Below are 24,208 nucleotides of genomic sequence, written 5' to 3' on the forward strand. Positions count from 1 at the left end.
AGGATGCGCGTCAGGAGCGTGCCCACCCGTAGCGCGCCGCGAGAGCGTCGGCGACGGCATCGAAGCGCTTGCGGTCGAGTGCGGCGGCCTCGCGCCGCATACCCGCGTCGTGCACCAGATACACCTGCTCGACGTCGATCCACGAGGGGCGTCGCTGGGGATCCCACTCCCCCGTGCCGAGGGACAGGTACTGCCGGTCACCGTCGTGCGGCTTGCTGGTCAACCTCACCGCGTAGGAGCGGGTAGCATCCGCTCGCCCGAGGACGAGGACGGGGCGATCCTTGCCCCGCCCGTCGCGCTCCTCGTACGGCACCCACGTCCAGACGATCTCTCCGCCGTCGGGGGCGTTGTCGCGCTTCGGCGCGTACGAGAGGGTCAAGCGCCTCGGGGGATCGATCTCGACCGTCTCCGTGCCACGAGGGGCGCTCTGACGCGGTGTGGGCTGCGCCGGGGTGGATCGACGCGTGGGCGGCGCGGAACGGAACATCCCGAGAAAGGCCGACAGCAGACGAGACGTGGTTCCCATACCCACACCCTAGGCACGACGAACGGGGCGCCACCGACGAATCGGCGACGCCCCGTTCGGGGTGAGGCGGGTGTCAGCCGCGGACGTCGGAGAGCACGTAGCCCTCTTCGCCGTGCACGACGGTGTCGATACCGGCGATCTCGTCCTCGTTCTTCACGCGGAAGCCGATCGTCTTCTCGATCGCGAAGCCGATGATGAAGGCCAGCACGAAGGAGTAGACCAGGACCGCGAGGGCGGCGATCGCCTGGACGATGAGCTGGTTGAACGAGCCGCTGTAGATGAGGCCGCTCGTGTTGGCGAAGATACCGAGGTAGAGCGTACCGAGCAGACCACCCACGAGGTGGATGCCGACGACGTCGAGCGAGTCGTCGAAGCCGAGCTTGAACTTGAGCTCGATGGCGAGGGCGCAGACCGCACCGGCGAGCAGGCCCAGCACGATGGCCCAGATCGGCGTGAGAGCCGCGCAGGCCGGGGTGATCGCGACGAGACCGGCGACGGCACCGGAGGCGGCGCCGACCGACGTGGGCTTGCCGTCCTTGATCTTCTCGACGATCAGCCATGCGAGCAGGGCTGCGGCGGGAGCGGCGATCGTGTTGACGAAGGCCAGGGCGGCGGTGTTGTCGGCCGCGAGCTCGGAGCCGGCGTTGAAGCCGAACCAGCCGAACCACAGCAGACCCGCGCCGAGGAGGACGAACGGCGGGTTGTGCGGGACGTGGGCGCCCTTCTGGAAGCCGACGCGCTTGCCGAGGACGAGGGCGAGCGCGAGGGCCGCGGCACCGGCGTTGATGTGCACGGCGGTACCACCGGCGAAGTCGATCGCGCCGACGCCGAAGACGTCCTGCAGACCGTGCGTGATCCAGCCGCCGTAACTGAAGGAGCCGTCCTCGGCGAGGCCGAAGTTGAAGACCCAGCTCGCGACGGGGAAGTAGACGACCGTGGCCCAGATGCCGGCGAAGATCATCCACGCGCCGAACTTGGCGCGGTCGGCGATCGCGCCCGAGACGAGGGCGACGGTGATGATGGCGAAGGTGGCCTGGAAGGCGACGAAGGCGAGTGGCGGGTACGCGGCGCCCTCGGGGGTGGTGAGAACGTTCGCGAGGCCGAAGTCAGCGCCGTCGATGTGCCACGGGGCGTTGGTGACCCCGGCGTCGGTCGCGGGGAACGCGATCGCGTAGCCGTAGAGCACCCACAGCACGCCCATGAGGCCCATCGCGCCGAAGCTCATCATCATCATGCTGATGACGCTCTTGGCCTTGACGAGACCGCCGTAGAAGAATGCGAGTCCTGGCGTCATGAGCAGCACGAGGGCGGCTGCTATCAGGATGAATGCGGTGTTGCCTTGATCCATCTCGGAGGGAACCTCTCTGCAGGGACGCAGGTAAAGCGTCGGGTCCCCTCAGTGTCCACAGCCCCGGTTCCGTCGCCGTTCGCCCCGTGTTTCGGGGGTGTTACAGCCGGGCCGCTCCGGTAAACATCGCGTTTCCTGCGCCCGCGAACCGGCGATGAACTCGCCTCAGGAGTGCGTGAGCGCGACGAGGCGCGAGACCGCGCGCAGGTACTTCTTGCGGTACCCGCCGCCCAGCATCTCCTCGCTGAACACCGTGTTCAACGGCACGCCGGTGGCCCGGATCGGAATCTGCGCGTCGTAGGCGCGATCGACGAAAGCGACCAGGCGCAGCGCCGCCGACTGGTCGTGCAGCACCTGCACGTCGCGCAGGCCGATCACGTCGACCCCGTCGATCAGCCGGATGAAGCGTGAGGGGTGAACCCGAGCGAGGTGGTCGACGAGGTCCAGGAATGCGTCGTCGGCGACCACCGAGCCGGAGGCTGCGGCATCCATCGCCTCTCGATAACCCTCGTCGGTCAGGACCTTGGCTTCTCCGTCGATCGCGCGCTGACGGAAGTCCGTGCCGTCGATGCGGATCGTGCGGAAGCTGTCGGCCATCGACTGGATCTCGCGGAGGAAGTCCTGGGCCGCGAAGCGCCCCTCGCCCAGGGCATTGGGCGGGGTGTTCGAGGTGGCGGCGAGCCGGGTTCCGGATGCCACGAGCTCACCGAGCAGGCGCGTCATGACCATCGTGTCGCCCGGGTCGTCGAGTTCGAACTCGTCGATGCAGAGAAGATCTGAGCCGCGGAAGAGCTCGACGGCCTTGGCATAGCCCAGTACGCCGACCAGCGCGGTGTACTCGATGAAGGAGCCGAAGTACTTCCGGCGAGCGGGCATCGCGTGATAGATCGCGGCCAAGAGGTGGGTCTTTCCGACACCGAAGCCGCCGTCGAGGTACACACCGGGCTTGACGGGGGCGACCTTCTCGGCGCGACGGAAGAAGCCGCCCTTCTTCGCGGGGGCGGCCTGCTTTCCGGAAAACTCCTGCAGCAGCACCTTGGCCTCCTGCTGCGAGGGGTAGGCGTCGTCGGCGCGGTACGACTCGAAGGTCGCGGCGTCGAACTGCGGCGGCGGCACGAGGGCGTTGACCATGTCGGCGCCCGATACCGCGGGCTCGCGCTCGGTCAGGTGGATGAGGCCGGTCGTGGCGGGAGTGGAGGTCATGGCCGTCCTGTGTCCAAGTCTTACGGGGAGGGTGCGTGCCCCATGCCGCGGATCTAGGGTCGATGGTGCGGTGTCCACCCTATGCCGCACCGTCCATCGCCTTGACCGAGGAGTACCCGTGACCGTCGAGTTCGACACCACCTCCCCCAAGTTCGCCGACTACGCCGAGCCCGGACGACTCGTCACGGCTGAGTGGCTGGAAGAGCGCCTCGGTCAGCCGGGCCTCGTGGTCGTCGAGTCCGACGAAGACGTGCTGCTGTACGAGACGGGTCACATCCCCGGCTCGGTGAAGGTCGACTGGCACACCGAACTGAACGACCCGGTCGTGCGCGACTACGTCGACGGTGCGGGCTTCGCCGAGCTTCTGAGCGCCAAGGGCATCTCGCGCGACGACACGGTCGTCATCTACGGCGACAAGAACAACTGGTGGGCCGCGTACGCGCTGTGGGTGTTCTCGCTGTTCGGCCACGAAGACGTGCGTCTGCTCGACGGCGGCCGCGACAAGTGGATCGCCGAGGGACGCCCGATCACCACCGACAAGACGGTCGTCGAGCGCACCGACTACCCCGTCGTCGAGCGCGACGACTCCGCGCTTCGCGCCTACAAGGACGACGTGCTCGCCCACCTCGGCAATCCGCTCATCGACGTGCGCTCCCCCGAGGAGTACTCCGGCGAGCGCACCACCGCGCCTGCCTACCCCGAAGAGGGTGCGCTCCGCGCCGGCCACATCCCGAGCGCCCAGAGCGTGCCGTGGGGCAACGCCGTCGCCGAGGACGGCGGTTTCAAGTCGCGCGAGGAGCTCGACGCCATCTACCGCGACGGTGCGGGGCTCGCCGATGGCGACAAGATCGTGGCCTACTGCCGCATCGGTGAGCGCTCGAGCCACACGTGGTTCGTGCTGAAGCACCTGCTCGGCTTCGACGACGTCCGCAACTACGACGGGTCGTGGACGGAGTGGGGCAGCGCGGTGCGCGTGCCGATCGTCTCGGGGTCGGAGCCCGGCGAGGTGCCCTCGCGCTGACCCCGCTCGACGCGGGCGTGGGAGGATGACGGTGATGTCCGACAACAATCTCCCCGCCCGCTTCGCCGAGATCCGCGACGAGTTCCTCGAGCTCGACGAGCCCGACCGCTTGCAGCTGCTGCTGGAGTTCTCGCAGGAGCTGCCCGAGGTTCCCGAGGAGCTGGCCGATCACCCCGAGCTGCGCGAGCGCGTGGTGGAGTGCCAGTCCCCCGTGTTCATCATCGTCACGGTCGACGGCGACGACCGCGTCGCGATGCACGCCACCGCTCCGGCCGAGGCGCCGACCACGCGCGGCTTCGCGAGCATCCTCGCGCAGGGGCTGACCGGTCTCAGCGCCGAGGAGGCCCTCGCCGTGCCCGACGACTTCCCACAGAGCATCGGTCTCACGCGCGCCGTCAGTCCGCTCCGCATCGCCGGCATGACGGGCATGCTCATGCGCGCCAAGCGTCAGGTGCGCGCGAAGCGCGACGCCTGAGCCGCACGCGTCGCCGGGGGCCGGCATCCGGAATCACTCCCGAGAGAGGCCCTGCCCGCGTACCCAGTCCTGGATCGCGGTGGTCCACCGCGTCTCGTCGTAGTTCCACAGCTTCGTGTGCCGGGCGACCGTGAAGGTCTCCATCGTGACGAGGTCGGGACGCGCCTTCGCGAGAGCGTGCGAGGCGTCGGCGGGGACGAAGCCGTCGTCGTCGCTGTGGAGAATGAGCACGGGATGCCGGAGCTCGACCGCCCTCGACACCACGTCGAGGCGATCGAGAGGGATGGGTTCGCCGCTGCGCAGCGCGGTCGCTCCCCAGGTGGAGACGAGTACGCGTTCGGCCATCGCGATGACGGGCGTGGGCAGGTGCATCGCGCGACCCTGGAAGTCGAGAACCGTGCGCCAGTCCACCACGGGCGACTCGAGGACGAGACCGGCGATGACGTCGGCGTGGGGCGATTCGAGGGCGGCCTGGAGCGACAACGCTCCCCCCATCGACCACCCCATCAACAGCACGCGGCGCGCCCCCCGACGGCGGGCGTAGCCGATCGCGGCGTCGACGTCGCGCCATTCGGTCGCGCCCAGGGCGTACGTGCCCGAGGGGCTGCGAGGGGCATCTCCGTCGTTGCGGTACGACACCACGAGGCTCGAGATGCCGAGCGTGTGGAAGACCGGGACGGCGCGGAGGGCCTCGGACCGCGTCGTTCCGCGCCCGTGCACCTGAACGACCCAGACGTCGGAGTCGCCCTCGGCGGGGAACTCCCAGGCGGGGCACGAGCCGACCCCGGCGTCGACCTCGAGCGCCTGGAACGGGAGCATGAGGTCTTCGGGCTTGTCGAAGTACCACCCGCTGAAGGCCGCCTCCGAGGCGAGATCGCCGTCGGCGGGGACATGCGTGAGGAGTTTGCGGGTGACGGTGGTCTCGTCTTCTCCGACGATCGAGCCGAGTCGCAGATAGTCCACCGAGCCGACGGTGAAAAGACCGTATCGGCCGGGCAGCGTCGTGTCGGGCGTGCGCTCGAGGGTGATCGTCTGCGACGCGGCGTCGAGACGCACGATACGCGTGTCGGGGCGTCGCCCGGCGGGGCGGACGACCGTGCGCGCCATGCGGAGCGAGACCGCCCCCAGCGTCGTCGCGGAGGCGGCGAGGGCGATGCCGAGGGCCGCGAGGGTGGCGCGCACACCGGTGGTCGAGCGCTGCGATGCGCGGGAACCCGCGGCGCGCCTGGGAGCGTTCATCGAGGCCTCACTCTAGTCTGTGGCCGTGAGTGACCAGCGCCCGGCGGAGGCCGACAGCCCCTTCGCGCGAGCCGTCGAAGAGGTGCGCGACACGACTTTCCGCGACGATCTGGTCGTCCGGCAGATTCCGTCGCCCTCCGGCTTGGCCCCCTTCTCTCTCGCTCTGGCGGGAGATGTGCGGCCCGAAGAGCACGCCACCGACTCGCCCTTCGGGACCGGGCGGTTCATCCTGCTGCACGACCCCGAGGAGCCCGAGCCGTGGGGCGGTGCCTGGCGCATCGTCTGTTTCGCGCAGGCGCCTCTCGAGCCTGAGATCGGCGTGGACCCCCTGCTGGCCGAGGTCGCCTGGTCGTGGCTCATCGATGCGCTCGACTCGCGCGGTGCCGATCGCCACTCGGAATCGGGCACCGCCACCAAGACCCTCTCGACCGGCTTCGGGGCCCTGGCCTCGCAGGGCGAGGGGTCGCAGATCGAACTTCGCGCGTCGTGGTCGCCGCGCGGTCCCTTCCGCCCGCACCTCGAGGCGTGGGCGGAGCTCGTGTGCATGCTCGCAGGCCTCCCCCCGGGGTCGGAGGGCGTCGCTGTTCTCGGAGCCCGGAGGCCCACGCGTGGTTGAGTACATCGTCATCGAGGATGCCGCGGGCTTCCTCGCCGCCTGCGAGACCCTGAACGCGGGGAGCGGCCCCGTCGCGGTCGACGTCGAGCGTGCCTCCGGCTTCCGCTACTCGCAGCGCGCTTACCTCATCCAGGTCTTCCGCCGCGAGGCCGGGGTGTTCCTCTTCGACCCCTCGACGATCGAGGACTTCTCGCCCCTTCAAGACGCCATCGGCGACGTCGAATGGGTGTTCCACGCCGCGAGCCAGGACCTGCCGTCGCTGCGTGAACGAGGGCTCGAGCCCCCGCGTATCTTCGACACCGAGCTGGGCTCGCGCCTGCTCGGGCACGAGCGCGTCGGTCTCGGGGCGGTCGTCGAGCAGACGTTGGGCATCACGCTGGCCAAGGCCCACTCCGCCGCCGACTGGTCGACGCGCCCCCTGCCGGCATCCTGGCTCGAATACGCGGCCCTCGATGTCGAGCACCTGATCGACGTGCGCGACGTGCTCGACGCCGAGCTGACCGAGCAGGACAAGACCGAGATCGCACGCCAGGAGTTCCAGGCCGTTCTCGATCGTGAGCCGAAGCCCCCGCGCGACGACCCGTGGCGGCGGTTGAGCGGGCTGCACAGCGTGCGCGGTCGCCGCTCGCTGGCCGTCGCCCGGTCGCTCTGGCAGGCGCGCGAGGACTACGCCCGCGAGCAAGACATCGCGCCCGGCCGACTCGTACCCGATCGCGCCCTCGTCGCGGCCGTGCTTGCCGACCCGGCGAGCAAGCAGGCGCTCGCGGGCGTGAAAGAGTTCAACGGTCGCGCCAGCCGTACCCAGCTGGACCGCTGGTGGAACGCTATCGTCGCCGGTCGCGAATCGACGGATCTGCCCGCCGATCGCGTGCCCAGCGACACCCTCCCCCCGCCGCGCGCGTGGGCGGACCGCAACCCCGAGGCCGACCGCCGATTGAAGAAGGCCCGCCCGGCTGTCGAGGCACGGGCGGAAGAGCTGCGGATGCCGACCGAGAATCTGCTCACACCCGAGACCCTGCGCCGTCTGGCCTGGGCGCCGCCGGCCGAGCTCACCGCCGATTCTGTCGGGGCAGCCCTCGCGGAGCTCGGCGCACGCCCCTGGCAGATTGACCAGACCTCACAGGTGATCGCCGATAGCTTTGTAGCTTCCCTCAACACCGACGACGACGGTTCCGCCACCGATTCGTAGGTTCGGACAACCGATTCCGCGCAGCAATCTCGCCTTCCTAGGCTGGGGTCATCCCAAACTTTGGAGGCAGAGTGGCCGAGATGACGGACGTCTTCTTCGTCGATGGAATGCGTACCCCCTTCGGGCGCGCCGGCGAAAAGGGCATGTACTGGAACACCCGCGCCGACGACCTCGTGGTCAAGGCGATCATCGGGTTGATGGAGCGCAACGCAGACGTGCCGAAGGACCGGATCGACGACGTTGCCATTGCGGCGACGTCGCAGACCGGTGATCAGGGACTGACCCTGGGGCGGACTGCGGCGATCCTGGCCGGGCTGCCCATGACCGTGCCCGGTCTGGCGGTCGAGCGCATGTGCGCCGGCGCCATGACGAGCGTCACCACCATGGGCGCGTCGATCGGCGTGGGCATGTACGACCTCGCCCTCGCCGGCGGCGTCGAGCACATGGGTCGACACCCCATCGGCGGCAACGTCGATCCCAACCCCCGCTTCGTCGCGGAGAAGCTCGTCGACCCGGGTGCGCTCAACATGGGCGTGACGGCGGAACGCATCCACGACCGGTTCCCGCACCTCACGAAAGAACGTGCCGACCGCTTCGGCGTCGCGAGCCAGCACAAGGTGCAGGCCGCCTACGACGCCGGCAAGATCCAGCCCGACCTCGTATCGGTCGCGGTCAAGGACGCCGACGGTGCGTGGGGCCTGGCGACGGAGGACGAGGGCCGTCGGCCCGAGACCACGCTCGAGGGCCTCGCGACGCTGAAGACGCCGTTCCGTCCGCACGGTCGCGTCACCGCCGGCACCTCGTCGCCCCTCACCGACGGTGCGACGATCAGCCTGCTGGCCGGAAGCGACGCCGTGAAGGAGTTCGGTCTCGCGCCGAAGATGCGCATGGTGTCGTTCGCCTTCGCGGGGGTCGAGCCCGAGATCATGGGCATCGGACCGATTCCCTCGACCGAGAAGGCTCTGAAGAAAGCCGGACTCACGATCGACGACATCGGTCTGTTCGAGCTCAACGAGGCCTTCGCCATCCAGGTGATCTCGTTGCTCGATCACTTCGGCATCGCCGATGACGACCCCCGGGTGAACCCGTGGGGCGGTGCGATCGCCCTGGGCCACCCGCTCGCGGCATCCGGAGTCCGTCTCATGATCCAGCTGGCCGCGCAGTTCGCCGAGCGTCCCGACGTCCGTTACGGCCTCACCGCCATGTGCGTGGGCCTGGGCCAGGGCGGCTCGGTCATCTGGGAGAACCCGTTCTTCGACGGAAAGAAGAAGCGCAAGTGACCGACTACACCGCGATCGACTTCACGCCTCTGGACGCCTTGACCGGCGATGAGGTGGTCACCCACTCCCCCGTCCGCGACGTGCGACTGCCCTCGGGCAACGTGCTGGCTCTGATCACGCTCGACAACGGTCGCGATCACACGCGGCCGAACACGCTGGGGCCGGGGACGCTCGCCGAACTCGGGCGCACGCTCCAGACGCTCCAGGAGCGTGCCGCTGCGGGCGAGATCCACGCCGTCGCGATCACCGGCAAGCAGTACATCCTCGCCGCCGGCGCCGACCTGTCCGACGTCGCCAGGCTGCCCTCGAAGGACGTCGCCCGTCTCATCGCGCAGCGCGGCCACCAGGTCATCGGCTCACTGTCCGAGCTGGGCGTGCCCTCGTTCGCCTTCGTGAACGGTCTCGCCCTTGGCGGCGGTCTCGAGATCGCGTTGAACTCGACGTATCGCACGGTCGACGCCTCAGCCGCAGCCGTCGCGTTGCCGGAGGTGTTCCTCGGCCTCATCCCCGGCTGGGGCGGTGCCTACCTGCTGCCGAACCTGATCGGCATCGAGAACGCGCTCGAGGTCGTCGTCTCGAACCCGCTCAAGCAGAACCGCATGCTCAAGCCGCAGCAGGCATTCGACCTCGGGATCATGGACGCCATCTTCCCCGCCGCCTCCTACCTCGAGGATTCGCTCCGCTGGGCGGATGGCGTGCTGACCGGTCGGGTCCGCGTCGAGCGGAAGAACGAGCCGGGCAAGCTCGAGCGCCTCACGAAGTGGCCCATCGCCATCAAGATGGCCCGCGGCATGCTCGAGTCGAAGATCGGTACCGTCCCCCGCTCCCCCTATGTCGCGCTCGACCTGCTCGACAAGGCCAAGAGCGGCACGAAGGCCGAGGGCTTCGCCCGCGAAGACGACGCACTGACCGACCTCATCACGGGCGATCAGTTCGCGGCATCCATGTACGCCTTCGACCTGGTGCAGAAGCGCGCGAAGCGTCCGGTCGGAGCCCCCGACAAGGCGTTGGCGAAGAAGGTCATGAAGGTCGGCGTCATCGGCGCGGGGCTCATGGCCTCGCAGTTCGCGCTGCTGTTCGTGCGCAGGCTGCGCGTGCCCGTGATCATCACCGACCTGGACCAGGGCCGTGTCGACAAGGGCGTGGCATCCATCCACGACGAGATCGGCAAGCTCGAGGCCAAGGGGCGTCTGGACGGCGACACGGCCAACCAGCTGCGCGCGCTCGTGCACGGCACGACCGACCGCTCGGAGTTCGCGGACTGCGACTTCGTCATCGAGGCCGTGTTCGAAGAGGTCGGCGTCAAGCAGGACGTCTTCTCGGCGATCGAGAAGATCGTGTCAGAAGACGCCATTCTGGCGACCAACACCTCGTCGCTGTCGGTCGCCGAGATCGGTTCGGTGCTGCAGCACCCCGAGCGGCTCGTCGGCTTCCACTTCTTCAACCCCGTCGCGGTGATGCCGCTCATCGAGGTCGTGAAGACGGATGCCACCAGCGACGCCGCCCTCTCGACGGCGTTCGTCGTGGCGAAGGGCCTTGGCAAGAACGCAGTGCTCACCGCCGACGCCCCCGGCTTCGTCGTGAACCGTCTGCTGGCGAAGGTCATGGGCGAAGCGGCGAGGGCGGTGTACGAGGGAACGCCCATCGCCGTCGTGGAGAAGGCTTTCGCGCCTCTCGGTCTGCCGATGGGGCCGTTCCAACTCATCGACCTCGTCGGGTGGAAAGTCGCCGCGCACGTGCAGGACACGATGGCGCACGCCTTCCCCGACCGGTTCTTCTCGTCCGAGAACTTCCACGAGCTCGCCGCGCTCCCCGAGGTCGTCGAGAAAGACAAGGGCGGTCGGGTGACCGGCTGGACCAAGGCCGCGCAGAAGGTGCTCGTCACCGGGAAGGCGCCGGTCGCGCCCGAGACGATCCTCGCCCGCGTGCAGGACGGCCTCGCTCAGGAGATCGGGATCATGCTCGACGAGGGTGTGGTCCCCGAGGTGCAGGACATCGACCTGTGCCTGATCCTCGGCGCCGGTTGGCCGTTCATCGATGGCGGTGCCTCGCCCTACCTCGACCGCGAGGGGGCGTCGGAGCGTGCCTTCGGCGACACGTTCCATCACCCGCCGATTCGGGGCATCGGAGCCTGAGCCCGGGACACGACAGCGGCGCCGTCCCTTCGGGGGCGGCGCCGCCGTCGTTCGTGTTCTCGTGACGCAGGGTGGGGCGCGTCACGAGAACAGGCTGTGCGACGAGAACAGGCCGAATCGGGCGGTTCCGTCCTGTTCTCGATGCACTCTCCTGTTCTGGCGACCGTCGGACGGACGCCGGAGATGCAAGACCGGGCCGGGATAACGGCATCCCGGCCCGGTCCCGATGGTGCTATCGCCTCAGGGGCGCGAGTTCTCCCATGCCTCGATCGTGGGGATCGAGCCGGTCGGCGTCTGCCGTGCCATGGGGATCCGTGTGCCGAGCACCTGGGCCACGACATCGTGGGCGATCTTGGCGGCGGTGAGGCCGGCATCCTCGAGGATCTGCTCGCGCGTGGCGTGATCGATGAACTCGTCGGGGATCCCGAGCTCGTCGACGGCCGTGTCGACCCCGGCTTCGCGCAGCACCTGGCGCACGCGCGTGCCGACGCCGCCGACGCGGATGCCGTCTTCGATCGTGATCACCAGGCGGTGCGCGCGGGCGAGCTCGATGACGGAGGGCTGCACGGGGATCGCCCAGCGCGGGTCGATCACCGTCGCCCCGATTCCCTGCGCCTTGAGGCGCTCCGCGACCTCGAGGGCGAGGTGCACCATCGGACCGATGCCGACGAGCAGCACGTCTTCGCTCGTGCCGCGGCTCAGGACGTCGACGCCGTCGTGCAGGCGTTCGATGGCCTCGACGTCGTCGTCGACCTTGCCCTTGGGGTAGCGCACGACCGTGGGGGCATCCTCGATCGCCGTGGCCTCGCGGAACTCCTCGCGAAGCCGCGCGGCATCGCGAGGAGCCGCGATCCGGATGCCGGGAACGAGCTGCAGCATCGCGAGATCCCAGATGCCGTGATGGCTCGGGCCGTCGGGACCGGTGACCCCGGCGCGGTCGAGCACGAAGGTGACGCCGGCCTTGTGCAGGGCGACGTCCATCATGACCTGGTCGAACGCGCGATTCATGAACGTCGCGTAGATCGCGACGACCGGGTGCAGACCGCCGAAGGCGAGACCGGCGGCGGATGCCACGGCGTGCTGCTCCGCGATGCCCACGTCGTACACCCGCTCGGGGAAGCGCTCGGCGAACTTCTGCAGCCCGGTCGGGCGCAGCATCGCGGCGGTCATGGCGATGACGTCGTCGCGCTCAGCTCCGACCTTCACCAGTTCTTCGGCGAACACGTCGGTCCACTGGAGACCGCCGGCCGCGCCGAGAGCCTCACCGGTGAGGGGGTCGATCTTGCCGACGGCGTGGAACTGGTCGGCCTCGTCGCTCATCGCCGGCGCGTAGCCGCTGCCCTTGTCGGTGATGGCGTGGACGATGACGGGCGCACCGTACGACTTGGCGAGCTCGAGCGTCTCGATGAGCGACTCGAAGTCGTGTCCGTCGATGGGGCCGAGGTATTTGATGTCGAGGTTGCTGTACAGCGCCTCGTTGTTGGTGAAACGCGACAGGAAGCCGTGGGTGCCGCCGCGCACGCCGCGATAGACGGCGCGGGCAGCCGGGCCGAGGCGCCGGAAGAGCGTGTCGGACCCGCGGTGCAGCGTGCGGTAGGCGTCGTTCGTGCGCACACGGTTGAGGTAGCGCGCCATGCCGCCGATGGTCGGCGCGTAGGACCGACCGTTGTCGTTCACGACGATGACGAGGTTGCGCTCGTTGTCGTCGCTGATGTTGTTCAGTGCTTCCCAGGTCATTCCGCCCGTGAGTGCGCCGTCGCCGACGACGGCGACGACGTGGCGGTCGCGGCGACCGGTGCGACTGAAGGCACGCGAGACGCCGTCCGCCCAGCTGAGGGAGCTCGAGGCGTGCGACGACTCGACGACATCGTGAGCGCTCTCGGAGCGCTGCGGGTAGCCCGCGAGGCCGCCGCGCGAACGCAGGGCCGTGAAGTCCTGACGCCCGGTGAGCATCTTGTGCACGTAGGACTGGTGCCCGGTGTCGAAGATGATCGGGTCGGACGGCGAGTCGAAGACCTTGTGCAGAGCGATCGTCAGTTCGACGACGCCGAGGTTGGGTCCGAGGTGTCCGCCCGTGCGGGAGACGTTCTCGATGAGGAAGGAGCGGACTTCTGCGGCCAGCTGCCGTAGCTGGTCGGGGGTCAGCCCGTCGAGGTCACGGGGACCGTGAATGCCGGGTAGGAGAGCCATAAGACTCCTCTCGTGCGATGCGCGCGGGGTCCGCGCGTACGGGTCGATTCTAGTCTCCGAGGGGTGAACGGGCCCGGCAACGGCTTGCGCGGATCGCGTCCACGTGGTCTCTGCGGAAAGCGAAGTGCCCCGAAAGCGCGAGGCTTCCGGGGCACTTCGCCTGCGGGTCAGACCAGCGAACGCAGCACGTACTGCAGGATTCCGCCGTTGCGGTAGTAGTCGGCCTCACCGGGGGTGTCGATGCGGACCACGGCGTCGAACGTCACGGTCTGCTTGCCCTCGGGCGAGAACTCGCTCGGCTCGGCGGTGACCTTGACCGTCTTCGGCGTCACACCCTCGTTGAGCTGCTCGAGGCCCTCGATCGAGACGATCTCGGTGCCGTCGAGGCCCAGCGACTTCCAGCTCTCGCCGGCCGGGAACTGCAGCGGAACGACGCCCATGCCGATGAGGTTCGAGCGGTGGATGCGCTCGAAGCTCTCGGTGATGACGGCCTTGACGCCCAGCAGGTTCGTGCCCTTGGCCGCCCAGTCACGCGAAGAGCCGGAGCCGTACTCCTTGCCGCCGAAGATCACCAGCGGGGTGCCCTGCTGCTGGTAGTTCTGGCTCGCGTCGAAGATGTAAGACTTCGGGCCGCCCTCCTGGGTGAAGTCGCGGGTGTAACCACCCTCGACCACGGTGCCGTCGTTGACGGCCGCGGTGAGCTCGTTCTTCAGGCGGATGTTGGCGAAGGTACCGCGGATCATGACTTCGTGGTTGCCACGGCGCGAGCCGTACGAGTTGAAGTCCTTCTGCGCGACGCCGTGCTCCATGAGGTACTGCGCAGCGGGGGTGCCCGCCTTGATGTTTCCGGCCGGGCTGATGTGGTCGGTGGTGACCGAGTCGCCGAGCGTCGCCATCACGCGCGCACCGGTGATGTCGCGCACGGCATCCGGCTGCATGGTCATGCCGTCGAAGTAGGGGGCCTTGCGCACGTAGGTCGAGTCGGCATCCCACTCGAAGACCGGGCCGGTCGGGGTGGGCAGGTTCTTCCAACGCTCGTCGCCCTCGAACACGGTGGCGTACTGCTGGATGAACTGCTCGCGCGAGATCGATGCGTCGATGATCGTCTGCACCTGGTCGGGGGCGGGCCAGATGTCCTTGAGGAAGACGTCTTCGCCGTTCTGGTCCTTGCCGAGGGCGTCGGTCTCGAAGTCGAAGTTCATCGAGCCGGCGAGGGCGTAGGCGACCACCAGCGGCGGCGAGGCCAGGTAGTTCATCTTCACATCGGGGCTGATGCGACCCTCGAAGTTGCGGTTGCCCGAGAGGACGGCCGTGACGGCGAGGTCGTTCTCGTTGATGGCCTCGGAGACCTCTTCGATGAGCGGACCCGAGTTGCCGATGCAGATCGTGCAGCCGTACCCGACGGTGTAGAAGTCGAGGCCCTCGAGTGCCTTGTCGAGACCGGACTTCTCGTAGTAGTCGGTGACGACCTTCGAGCCCGGGCCGAGCGTGGTCTTGACCCAGGGCTTGCGCTTGAGGCCCTTGTCAACGGCGTTCTTGGCGAGGAGGCCGGCCGCGATCATGACCGAGGGGTTCGAGGTGTTCGTGCACGAGGTGATGGCTGCCAGAGTGACCGCGCCATTGTCGAGCAGGTACGACTGGCCCTCCGGCGTGGTGACGCGCACCGGGTTGGAGGCGTTCGCGGGGTGACCCGACGAGACGAGCACCTCGGTCTCGGTGACGTGCTCGTGCTCTTGGCCGGGGACCGAACCGGGGTCCGAGGCCGGGAACGTGCCGTCGACCTCGAGGTCGACGACGGAGTCCGAGGTCGCGCCGCCGGCGTAGTTGAGGATGTCCTTCTCGAACTGCGACTTCGCCTCGGAGAGGGAGGATGCGGTCCTGCGGGCGCTTGGGGCCGGCGATCGAGGGGACGACCGTCGACAGGTCGAGCTCCATGTACTCGCTGAAGGCCAGCTCGCGGTCGGCGTCGTGCCAGAGCTTCTGCTCTTTGGCGTACGCCTCGACCAGGGCGACGGTCTGCTCGTCGCGACCGGTCAGACGCAGGTACTCGAGCGTGACGTCGTCGATGGGGAACATCGCGGCGGTGGAGCCGAACTCGGGGCTCATGTTTCCGATGGTGGCGCGGTTGGCGAGCGGAACCGAGGCCACACCCTCGCCGTAGAACTCCACGAACTTTCCGACGACGCCGTGCTTGCGCAGCATGTCGGTGATGGTGAGCACGACGTCGGTCGCGGTCACGCCCGCGGGGATCTCACCGCTGAGCTTGAAGCCGACGACGCGCGGGATGAGCATCGACACGGGCTGGCCGAGCATGGCCGCCTCGGCTTCGATGCCGCCGACGCCCCAACCGAGAACGCCCAGGCCGTTGACCATGGTGGTGTGCGAGTCGGTGCCGACACAGGTGTCGGGGTACGCGCGCAGCACGCCATCGACGGAGCGGTCGTAGATGACCTTGGCGAGGTGCTCGATGTTGACCTGGTGCACGATGCCGGTTCCCGGGGGGACGACCTTGAAGTCGTCGAAGGCCGACTGGCCCCAGCGAAGGAACTGGTACCGCTCGCCGTTGCGCTCGTACTCGATCTCGACGTTGCGCTCGAGGGCGTTCTCGCTACCGAACAGGTCGGCGATGACCGAGTGGTCGATGACCATCTCGGCGGGCGAGAGCGGGTTGATCTTGTTCGGGTCGCCGCCGAGAGCGGTGACGGCCTCGCGCATGGTGGCGAGGTCGACGATGCAGGGCACACCGGTGAAGTCCTGCATGACCACGCGCGCCGGGGTGAACTGGATCTCGGTGTCGGGCTCGGCCGTGGGGTCCCACGAGCCGAGCGCCTCGATCTGCTCCTTGGTGACGTTGGCGCCGTCCTCGGTACGCAGAAGGTTCTCGAGCAGCACCTTGAGGCTGAACGGGAGCTTCTCGTGACCGGCGACCGTGTCGATGCGGAAGATCTCGTAGTCGGTGCTGCCGACCGTCAGGGTGCTCTTGGCACCGAAGCTGTCAACCGTGGACACGATCGTCTCCTTCGTCGGCGAATGCGCAGGCGTCGGCCCGCATTTCTCCATCTTCCCCGCGGGGAGAGGTCGATTCCAGGAAGGTCGACCTAACCGCTCGAGGCAGCGGATTTATCTTGATGTCAAGATAATATCAGGACTCTCGACGAGGGTGGAGGGCGCGGACGACGAGCCACGTCACCGCCAGCATCGGCGCGAACAACGGTAGGCCCATGACGATCTTGAGCGTCCCTAGCGCCGTCACGTCTCCCGCGAAGTACAGCGGCAGCTGCACCGCGAGACGCGCGGCGAACAGGGCCGCCCACGCGATCGAGAGCCACGTGTAGGCGCGGCGCTTACGGCGATCGGCGCGCCAGCGGGTGCCCTCGCCGAGCAGGTAGCCCGCCACCAGGCCGATCAGCGGCCAGCCGATCAGCGCCGACACCAGGAACGCCGTCCCGTATGCGCCGTTGGTGAAGAACCCCGGCACGAAGTTGTCTTGACCGCGCCCGGTCACCAGCGACAGCACGGCTGCTCCCGCCGTCGCGAGCAGCCCGCCGATCGCAGCGCTCGGCGGTGACTTGGCGATGAGTCTCGCGAGCGTGAAGGCGACGGCCAGCCCGACTGAGACGCCCAGGCTCAACCACAGGTTTCCCTGGCGCGTCTCGGGGTCGATCGTGATCGTGAACAGCACGACGAACGCGAGCGAGGGCAGGACGGATTCCAGGATGCCGCGCACCCCGCCCATCGCCGACCATACGGCGGCGCCGGTCGAGCTGTGCTTGGCCGGGTCGAGGCCTGCGCGACGCGCGGCGTTACCGAGAGCCGCGCTCACGCTTTCCGCCGCGGAGGGCGGGTCGAGGGGGACGCGGTCGTCTTCTCGCGCCGGGCGGGTGGAATCGTCGCTCATGCCGTTCCGGGGCTCGACGGCATCCGGAGCGGGATGAGATCGCGCGGCGGCATCGGCGAGGATCCGCGGACCACGACGATCGAACGGAAGAGGTCTTCGACAGCGGCGGCCGCCTCGACGTCACTGGTGGCCGCTCCCCCGACGACGCCGCGCAGGAACCAGCGGGGTCCGTCGACGCCCACGAACCGGGCGAGACGCTTGCTCGCGCCGTCCGCCGCGGCGACGGGGACCTCTGCGAGGAGCTCCGGACCGAGGGGGCCCTCGCGCTCTTCGACGCGGCCGCCCTGCTGCTTGACCTGCTGGCGGATCTGGTCGCGCGTCTCTTCCCACAGGCCGCTCGAGCGCGGAGCGGCGAACGGCTGCACCTGCAGGGTCGAGTCGGCGTAGTCGAGGCCGACGGCCACGATGCGTTTGGTCTGCTCCTCGACCTCGAGGCGGAGGTTCAGGCCCTCGCGCGGCAGGATCTTGATCCCGCCCAGGTCGATGTAGGGGCGCACGGGGTTGGCCTCGGCCTCGTCGAACGGGCCCGCGCTCTCGCGGTCGACCGGGGCGCTCTTGGTCGCCGGCACCGCCTCGGCGCCGGACTGATCGTCCTCGGTGGTCTCGGGCGTGGTCTGCGACTCGTCGTCGGTCATCGGGTGCTCCCTTGCAGAGTCTGGTATCCGCTCGATCCGAAGCCGCCTTGACCGCGCACGCTGTCGGGCAGGTCGTCGACGGGGACGAAGCGCACGGTCGGGACGGGCATCACGATGAGCTGGGCGATGCGGTCTCCGACCGCGATGTCATAGGCCTCGTCGAGGTCGGTGTTCAAAAGGGCGACCTTGATCTCGCCGCGGTAACCGGCGTCGATCGTCCCCGGCGCGTTCACGATCGTGATGCCGTGCTTGGCGGCCAGGCCGCTGCGCGGCACGACGAACGCGGCATACCCCTCGGGAAGCGCGATGCGCACCCCCGTCGAGACGAGGGCGCGGCGCCCGGGTTCCAGTCGAACCGCCTCGGCGGCGGTCAGGTCGGCTCCGGCGTCGCCGGGGTGGGCGAAGACCGGAGGCTCGGATGCGACAATGAGGACGTCCACCGTTTCGGTCACCCCACGAGGGTAATGCAGAAGAGGGGGTGCGGCATCCGCACCGCAGCCGAGTATCGAGAGCGTCTCAGCCCGTCGCTGTGGGCGCTGGTCGCCGCAGCCGTGTGCGGTCCGATGGCGGCGGTCGTCTTCTCGCCGCTCGACACGACCCTGGCTCTGTTCATCGGGCTCGTGGTGTCGGTGGGGATCGTGTCGGGTCTGCTGGCGATCGCCCCCGTGATCGAGATCCGTGACGGTGAACTGCGCGCGGGACGCGCGCACATCCCGGTCGACCTCCTGGGTGCGCCCGTCGGCGTCGTCGCCGAAGAGGCTCGTACCGCCCGTGGGAGTGGTCTCGACCACCGGGCCTGGCACGTGATCCGCGGCGGTATCGACGGCATCGTCACGGTTCCCGTGACCGATCCCGACGACCCGACCCCGTCGTGGGTGGTGTCCACCCGCACGCCGGATCGCCTGGTCGCGGCGATCCAGCGTGCTCAGGTCAGGCTGCGCACTCCAGGCAGATGAAGCCGGGGCCGCTCTCTTCGGCGATCTGGGAACGGTGCTTCACGAGGAAGCAGTTCATGCAGGTGAACTCGTCTTCCTGAGCGGGAAGCACGACGACATCGAGCTCGATGTCGGAGAGGTCGGCGCCGGGCAGTTCGAAGCCCGAGGGGTTATCGGCATCCTCGTTGTCGATCGACCCCGACGCCTTGTCGGGCACGCGCTCTTTGAGGGCCTCGATCGACTCGCTGTCGTCCTCGGTCTTGCGCGGTGCGTCGTAATCGGTTGCCATGCGTGCAGGTCTCTACTTCCGGATTTCGTGGTGCTATGCCCCATCGGGTGCCCGATCGGGCGGCCATAGTTTGCATGACCCGTCCTCGATAAGCAAATGCTCCGAGAGGGGCGAGCGTGTCAGGCCTGACGGGAAACTCGCGGCGCGCCCGCGATATTCCCGGTTGCGGGCGGCACGCGTGACAGCATGAACGCTGACCGCAGATCGGAGGGGTGTTTCGTATGGAACAGCTCAAAGTCATCGGAACCGAAGATGACGTCCTCGTCGTGGCGACGCAGGCGGGCGAGCGCTTCGCCCTCGCGCTCGATGAGGTGCTGCGCGCTGAAGCGCGCCGTGCGCGTCGGGACCGTGAGGACGACGACCGTGCCCCGCGCCCGAGCCCCCGAGAAATTCAGGCGCACATTCGCGCCGGCATGTCGGCTCGTGAGGTGGCGACGCTTCTGAACGCCCGCGTCGAAGACGTGGAACGCTTCGAGGGTCCCGTCCTCGCCGAGCGCGAGCACGTCGTGGCTCAAGCCCTCGCCGTGCCGGTGCTGCTGGGCGGCACGCTCGAGCACGACTCCCCCATCACCTTCGGGGCGGCCGTGCGTGCCAAGCTCGCCGAGGCCGGTGCGTCAGCGGAGCGTTGGACGAGCTGGAAAGAGAGCTCGGGCTGGTCCGTCAAGCTGGAGTTCACCGCCAACGGCATCGACCACGACGCGCGCTGGAGCTTCGACCCGCGTCGCAGCGTCCTCTCGCCGCAGAACTCGGACGCCATCCAGTTGTCGCGCCAGGGTTCGCTTCCCGAGGGACTGATCCCCCGCCTTCGCGCCCTCGACAACGTCTCGAAGGACGACTCCCGCTTCGACAGCGGAGCCTTCGGGCCTCGGCGCATCGACATCGACGACGAGCCGGGTGTGGAGGCCACCGGTCCCGTCGCCACCGCCGTTCAGGCTGCCGCCATCAAGCGTGCACCCGATGCGCCCGTCACCTCGGCCGAGACCGCCGACCTGCTCGAGGCGCTCCGTCGCCGTCGGGGTCAGCGCGAGCCGCTGCCCGGTGCCTCCGAGGTCGCCGAGCCGGAGCCGCGTCCCTCGAGCCCGCCGGTCGCCCTGTTCGACGCCGTCGAGCCGGGCTACGTCGACGAGAGCCAAGAGACGCCGAGTGAACCCGAGCGTCCCCAGGCCGACAACGGTCGCCGCGCGAAGGGGCGCCCGTCGATGCCGTCGTGGGACGAGATCGTCTTCGGCGCTCGCTCCGACGAGAGCTGACGAGGGATCGACTTTCTCGGCCGGTTCGTCGGTCAGCCGACCCGTGTCCGCCCGAGACGGATGCGGCCCCCCGGCCATCCTGCTGTGCTCAGGCGAACGCGCCCAGACGGAGGAGCGGCACCGTGCGCTCTTCGTCGGTGAGCGAGCCGTGCTGGCCCACCATGCGCTGCGGGCGCTTGTCGGGCTCGCGGTCGTCGTAGTACGCGAAACGTCCGCGCGCGGCGACGAGCACGTCCCCGATGCGCGGGTGGACCTCGGCGTCGACGTCGCCGAAGAGGCCGGCCGCGATGGCCTCGTCGCGCGTGAGCACCCAGGCCCGTGCCGCCTCGGTCTCCCGCCACAGCGCGGCCACGGCATCCGCTCGCCCCGCGTGGGTGTACAGGTGGAGCATTCGGGGCTCGCCGCCGATGAGAGCGACGCCCTCGAGCAACGGGTCCCCCTCTCGGAGCAGGACGTGCTTGTGGGCGGGGACGTCGACCATGCCGTGATCGGCCGTGACGACGACGCCCGTGCGCGGGTCGATGGACTCGGCGAGGCGGCGGGCCGCGGCATCCACCCGCTCGAGGGCGTCGGTCCATCGGTCGGACTCCCACCCGTCCCGGTGACCCGCGGTATCGAGCTCGGGGGCGTACAGGTAGGTCAGAGATCCCGGATGCCGTGCGGCCAGATCGGCCGCCAGACGTACGCGCTCGTCGATGTCGTCGGACGAGGCGAACTCCGCCCCGCGCAGCGTCGCCTCGGTGAAGCCCGTGCCGGTATAGCTCGGTCGTGAGACGACGAAGCTGCGGAGCCCGGCGTCGGCGCGCAGGGCGAAAAGCGGAGTGCGTCTCTGCCAGGTGAGCGGGTCGAGGCTGTCGGTCTCCCACCCGTGCAGCTGATTGGCCGCGATGTCGGTGCCGGGAATGCGGGTGCGGTAGCCCACGATGCCGTGGCTGCCGGGCTCCGCGCCGGTCAGCAGGCTCGTGAGCGCCGCGGCCGTGGTCGAGGGGAACACCGTGCGTGCGACGTCCTTGCGACCGCCCACCGAGCCCAGGAACCGCGCGTGGCCGCGCCGGGCCGCCAGGTTGTGTGCGCCGAGCCCGTCCACGAGCATCACGATGGCGCTGCGGGCGGGAGCGAACCACTCCGACTCGCCCCTCAGGGCGTCGATCGACTGGGGCACCACACCGGTGAGGCTCCGAGAGCGCGGCGGGTCCGCCGGTAGGCTGAGTGACATCGGGCCCAGTCTTCCACAGGAGTCCCGATCCCCGTCGAGACGCGACGCCCGCCCGACCCGAGGCCGTACCTATGCCCGATTCCCGTTCCTCCTCTCCCTCGAACTCGTCCGTCGTCGAGCGCATCGAAGACGTCGATGTCTCGACCGAGATGCAGGGGTCGTTCCTCGAGTACGCCTACTCGGTCATCTACTCGCGCGCCCTGCCCGATGCGCGCGACGGACTCAAGCCGGTGCAGCGCCGCATCCTCTACCAGATGGCGGAGATGGGCCTTCGGCCTGACCGCGGCCACGTCAAGAGTGCGCGTGTCGTGGGCGAGGTCATGGGAAAGCTGCACCCCCACGGCGACGCGCCGATCTACGACGCTCTCGTCCGGCTGGCGCAGTACTTCTCGTTGCGGGTTCCCCTCGTCGACGGCCACGGCAACTTCGGCTCGCTCGACGACGGGCCCGCCGCCCCGCGTTACACCGAGGCGCGCTTGGCGGCAGCGGCGCTGGCGCTGACCGAGAACCTCGACGAGGACGTCGTCGACTTCATCCCCAACTACGACGGACAGTTCCAGCAGCCCGAGGTTCTTCCGGCGGCGTTCCCGAACCTCCTCGTGAACGGGGCGACGGGCATCGCGGTCGGCATGGCCACGAACATGGCGCCGCACAACCTCATCGAGGTCGTCGCCGCAGCCATCCACCTGCTGCAGCACCCCGAGGCCACGGTCGAAGAGCTCATGGAGTTCGTCCCCGGCCCCGACCTGCCCTCGGGCGGAATCATCGTCGGCCTCGACGGCATCAAAGATGCCTACACGAACGGCCGCGGAACGTTCCGCACGCGCGCGAAGGCGTCGATCGAGTCGCTCGGTCCGCGTCGCACCGGCATCGTGATCACGGAGCTCCCGTATCTCGTCGGCCCCGAGCGCGTGATCGAGAAGATCAAAGACGCCGTGCAGGCGAAGAAGCTCACGGGCATCGCCGACGTCACTGACCTCACCGACCGCAACAACGGTCTGCGCCTCGTCATCGGGATCAAGACCGGATTCGACCCGAAAGCCGTTCTCGAGCAGTTGTACCGGCTGACCCCGCTCGAGGACTCGTTCGGCATCAACAACGTCGCGCTCGTCGACGGGCAGCCGCAGACACTCGGTCTGCGCGAGATGCTGCGCGTCTACATCGGTCATCGCATTCGTGTCGTCACGCGACGCAGCGAGTACCGATTGGCCCGCAAACGGGAGCGTCTGCACCTCGTCGAGGGTCTGCTCATCGCGATCCTCGACATCGACGAGGTCATCCAGGTCATCCGCTCCTCCGACGACGGCGAGCAGGCGCGCACCAAGCTGCAGGAGGTGTTCGACCTCTCGCACCCGCAGGCCGAGTACATCCTCGAACTGCGCCTGCGCCGGCTGACGAAGTTCTCGCGCATCGAGCTCGAGGCCGAGCGCGATCAGTTGAACGCCGAGATCGCCCAGCTCGTCGAACTGCTCGGGAGCGAGACGCTGCTGCGCCAGCAGGTGGCCAGAGAACTCGATGCCGCGGCCGAGGCGCACGGCACCCCGCGGCGCACCATGCTGCTCAACGGCGGGCCCGTGCAGCCCCGTTCGGCGAAGGCCGCCGCCGCCGCGGACCTGCAGATCGCGGACGCACCGTGCCGTGTGTATCTCTCGGCCACCGGCCGCATGGTCCGCGCCGAGCTCGTGGCCGACGCCCCCGCCGGCGGCGTGGTCCCGCCCGCGCGGCGGTCCAAGCACGACGCGATCCGCTCCTCGGTCGACACCACCACCCGTGGTGACATCGCGGCGGTCACCTCGGCCGGGCGCCTCGTGCGCTTCTCCCCCGTCGACCTTCCCTCGGTGCCGGCCAACTCGGTGCAGGTCGCCGCCGGAACCAAGGTGGAGCAGTATCTGGCGCTGGCGAAGGGCGAGAAGGTCGTCGCCCTCGTTCCGCTGGTCGACTCCCCCACGATCGCCCTGGGCACCGAGCAGGGGGTGGTCAAGCGCGTCGCCGCGACCGAGCTGGGCTCGAAGGACGAGATCGAGATCATCTCGCTCCGCGACGGCGACCGCGTCGTCGGCGCCGCCCCCGCGGGCGACAACGCCGAGCTCGTCTTCGTCGCGAGCGACGCGCAGCTGCTGCGTTTCGAGGCCTCGTCGGTGCGACCGCAGGGACGGTCCGCGGGAGGTATGGCCGGCATCCGTCTCTCCGACGGCGCCCGCGTGATCTCGTTCGCCGTGGTGGGCGCCTCCGCCTTCGATGCCGTCGTGGTCACCGTCGCCGGCTCGTCTGCCGCGCTCCTGGGCACCGACGCGGGCAGCGCGAAGGTGTCGGCGTTCACCGAGTTCCCCGCGAAGGGCCGCGCCACCGGTGGCGTGCGTGCGCAGCGTCTGCTCCGCGGCGAGGACGCCCTCGTGCTCGCCTGGGTCGGCTCCGATCCGCGCGCCGTCGGCACCGATGGTTCGGTGCGGGCCCTGCCCGAGTCCGGCGCGAAGCGCGACGCCTCGGGCCAGCCGCTCGAAGCCGTCATCGGCGCGATCGGGACCGTCGTCCGCTGAGCCCGGCTGCTCCCCCGTCGGCTCGCCTTGTGTGCCGTCGTGCGGAGTTGATCGGTGGCTCGCCGGGGCAGGGGTGGCTGGGGAGGCGTGTCGGGGTGAGAGTCCGCCCGACGGTACCTTTCGGGCCTGCGGTGGGAGTGCCCTCTCTGGGTGTGGCGATGTGCCGTCGTGCGGAGTTCGTCGGTGGCGCGCGCGGGCAGGGGCGGCGTGTCGAGCCCCGAGTCCG

Annotated in this window: 19 protein-coding genes and 1 pseudogene; 9 read left to right on the forward strand and 11 right to left on the reverse strand. The window is 69.1% G+C overall.

Annotation, left to right across the window (positions count from 1 at the left end):
• Positions 1-10 precede the first annotated feature (10 nt).
• From QE416_RS13005 to zapE, 3 genes are all read right to left on the reverse strand, one after another.
• A complete protein-coding gene (locus tag QE416_RS13005) occupies positions 11-526 on the reverse strand; it encodes a type II toxin-antitoxin system PemK/MazF family toxin (RefSeq protein ID WP_267787268.1) in 516 nt (171 codons plus the stop codon).
• Between the two features lie 73 nt (positions 527-599).
• Positions 600-1,874: an ammonium transporter gene (locus QE416_RS13010; protein ID WP_267787267.1), complete on the reverse strand. Its 1,275-nt coding sequence runs from the start codon at positions 1,872-1,874 to the stop codon at positions 600-602.
• A gap of 165 nt (positions 1,875-2,039) precedes the next feature.
• Positions 2,040-3,077 carry a cell division protein ZapE gene (gene zapE, locus QE416_RS13015; protein ID WP_267787266.1) on the reverse strand — a complete coding sequence of 346 codons (1,038 nt, stop codon included), beginning with the start codon at positions 3,075-3,077 and terminating at the stop codon, positions 2,040-2,042.
• Between the two features lie 118 nt (positions 3,078-3,195).
• On the opposite strand from zapE, the gene QE416_RS13020 reads away from it, so the two are divergent.
• Together QE416_RS13020 and QE416_RS13025 are read left to right on the forward strand one after the other, a co-directional pair.
• Complete coding sequence (locus QE416_RS13020; protein ID WP_307316802.1) at positions 3,196-4,098, forward strand: sulfurtransferase; 903 nt, start codon at positions 3,196-3,198, stop codon at positions 4,096-4,098.
• 34 nt (positions 4,099-4,132) lie between these two features.
• Positions 4,133-4,573: a SufE family protein gene (locus tag QE416_RS13025; protein ID WP_267787264.1), complete on the forward strand. Its 441-nt coding sequence runs from the start codon at positions 4,133-4,135 to the stop codon at positions 4,571-4,573.
• 33 nt (positions 4,574-4,606) lie between these two features.
• Here the strand turns inward: QE416_RS13025 and QE416_RS13030 are convergent, their stop codons facing one another.
• Positions 4,607-5,812 (reverse strand): S9 family peptidase, encoded by a 1,206-nt coding sequence (locus QE416_RS13030; protein ID WP_307316804.1) that lies wholly within the window; start codon positions 5,810-5,812, stop codon positions 4,607-4,609.
• A 25-nt stretch (positions 5,813-5,837) separates the two neighbouring features.
• On the opposite strand from QE416_RS13030, the gene QE416_RS13035 reads away from it, so the two are divergent.
• From QE416_RS13035 to QE416_RS13050, 4 genes are all read left to right on the forward strand, one after another.
• Entirely contained in the window at positions 5,838-6,428 is a 591-nt protein-coding gene (locus tag QE416_RS13035; protein WP_210075064.1) for a DUF3000 domain-containing protein, read from the forward strand.
• On the forward strand, positions 6,421-7,617 hold the full coding sequence (locus QE416_RS13040) for an HRDC domain-containing protein (protein WP_267787261.1): 1,197 nt from the start codon (positions 6,421-6,423) through the stop codon (positions 7,615-7,617). Before QE416_RS13035 ends, QE416_RS13040 begins: the two co-directional genes overlap by 8 nt.
• A gap of 71 nt (positions 7,618-7,688) precedes the next feature.
• Entirely contained in the window at positions 7,689-8,897 is a 1,209-nt protein-coding gene (locus QE416_RS13045; RefSeq protein ID WP_210075059.1) for a thiolase family protein, read from the forward strand.
• Positions 8,894-11,032 (forward strand): 3-hydroxyacyl-CoA dehydrogenase NAD-binding domain-containing protein, encoded by a 2,139-nt coding sequence (locus tag QE416_RS13050; protein ID WP_307316812.1) that lies wholly within the window; start codon positions 8,894-8,896, stop codon positions 11,030-11,032. The genes QE416_RS13045 and QE416_RS13050 overlap by 4 nt, the downstream gene beginning before the upstream one ends.
• Positions 11,033-11,272: 240 nt before the next feature.
• On the opposite strand, the gene dxs is transcribed toward QE416_RS13050, so the two are convergent.
• From dxs to dut, 5 genes and pseudogenes are all read right to left on the reverse strand, one after another.
• Positions 11,273-13,222 (reverse strand): 1-deoxy-D-xylulose-5-phosphate synthase, encoded by a 1,950-nt coding sequence (dxs, locus tag QE416_RS13055; RefSeq protein ID WP_307316815.1) that lies wholly within the window; start codon positions 13,220-13,222, stop codon positions 11,273-11,275.
• A 167-nt stretch (positions 13,223-13,389) separates the two neighbouring features.
• A pseudogene (gene acnA / locus QE416_RS13060) lies at positions 13,390-16,231 on the reverse strand (aconitate hydratase AcnA).
• A gap of 133 nt (positions 16,232-16,364) precedes the next feature.
• Positions 16,365-17,120 (reverse strand): DUF3159 domain-containing protein, encoded by a 756-nt coding sequence (locus QE416_RS13065; RefSeq protein ID WP_307316817.1) that lies wholly within the window; start codon positions 17,118-17,120, stop codon positions 16,365-16,367.
• Complete coding sequence (locus QE416_RS13070; RefSeq protein ID WP_267787256.1) at positions 17,117-17,755, reverse strand: DUF3710 domain-containing protein; 639 nt, start codon at positions 17,753-17,755, stop codon at positions 17,117-17,119. The genes QE416_RS13065 and QE416_RS13070 overlap by 4 nt, the downstream gene beginning before the upstream one ends.
• The gene (gene dut, locus QE416_RS13075) at positions 17,752-18,207 is read right to left on the reverse strand and encodes a dUTP diphosphatase (protein WP_307316819.1); all 456 of its coding nucleotides are present in this window, start codon (positions 18,205-18,207) and stop codon (positions 17,752-17,754) included. Before dut ends, QE416_RS13070 begins: the two co-directional genes overlap by 4 nt.
• A gap of 12 nt (positions 18,208-18,219) precedes the next feature.
• On the opposite strand from dut, the gene QE416_RS13080 reads away from it, so the two are divergent.
• Complete coding sequence (locus QE416_RS13080; RefSeq protein WP_210075047.1) at positions 18,220-18,711, forward strand: DUF3093 domain-containing protein; 492 nt, start codon at positions 18,220-18,222, stop codon at positions 18,709-18,711.
• Here QE416_RS13080 and QE416_RS13085 read toward each other — a convergent pair.
• Positions 18,686-18,979, reverse strand: a complete 294-nt coding sequence (locus tag QE416_RS13085) for a DUF4193 domain-containing protein (RefSeq protein WP_055837222.1) — start codon at positions 18,977-18,979, stop codon at positions 18,686-18,688. The genes QE416_RS13080 and QE416_RS13085 overlap by 26 nt on opposite strands.
• A 221-nt stretch (positions 18,980-19,200) precedes the next feature.
• Here QE416_RS13085 and sepH point away from each other — a divergent pair, with 221 nt between their 5' ends.
• A complete protein-coding gene (gene sepH / locus QE416_RS13090; RefSeq protein WP_307316821.1) occupies positions 19,201-20,229 on the forward strand; it encodes a septation protein SepH in 1,029 nt (342 codons plus the stop codon).
• A gap of 88 nt (positions 20,230-20,317) precedes the next feature.
• Here sepH and QE416_RS13095 read toward each other — a convergent pair whose 3' ends face one another.
• Complete coding sequence (locus QE416_RS13095; RefSeq protein ID WP_307316823.1) at positions 20,318-21,445, reverse strand: alkaline phosphatase family protein; 1,128 nt, start codon at positions 21,443-21,445, stop codon at positions 20,318-20,320.
• Positions 21,446-21,516: 71 nt separating this feature from the next.
• On the opposite strand from QE416_RS13095, the gene QE416_RS13100 reads away from it, so the two are divergent.
• Positions 21,517-23,982, forward strand: a complete 2,466-nt coding sequence (locus QE416_RS13100) for a DNA topoisomerase (ATP-hydrolyzing) subunit A (RefSeq protein WP_307316825.1) — start codon at positions 21,517-21,519, stop codon at positions 23,980-23,982.
• The last annotated feature ends 226 nt before the right edge of the window (positions 23,983-24,208 follow it).

The organism is Microbacterium sp. SORGH_AS_0421 (assembly GCF_030818635.1).
GTDB lineage: Bacteria > Actinomycetota > Actinomycetes > Actinomycetales > Microbacteriaceae > Microbacterium.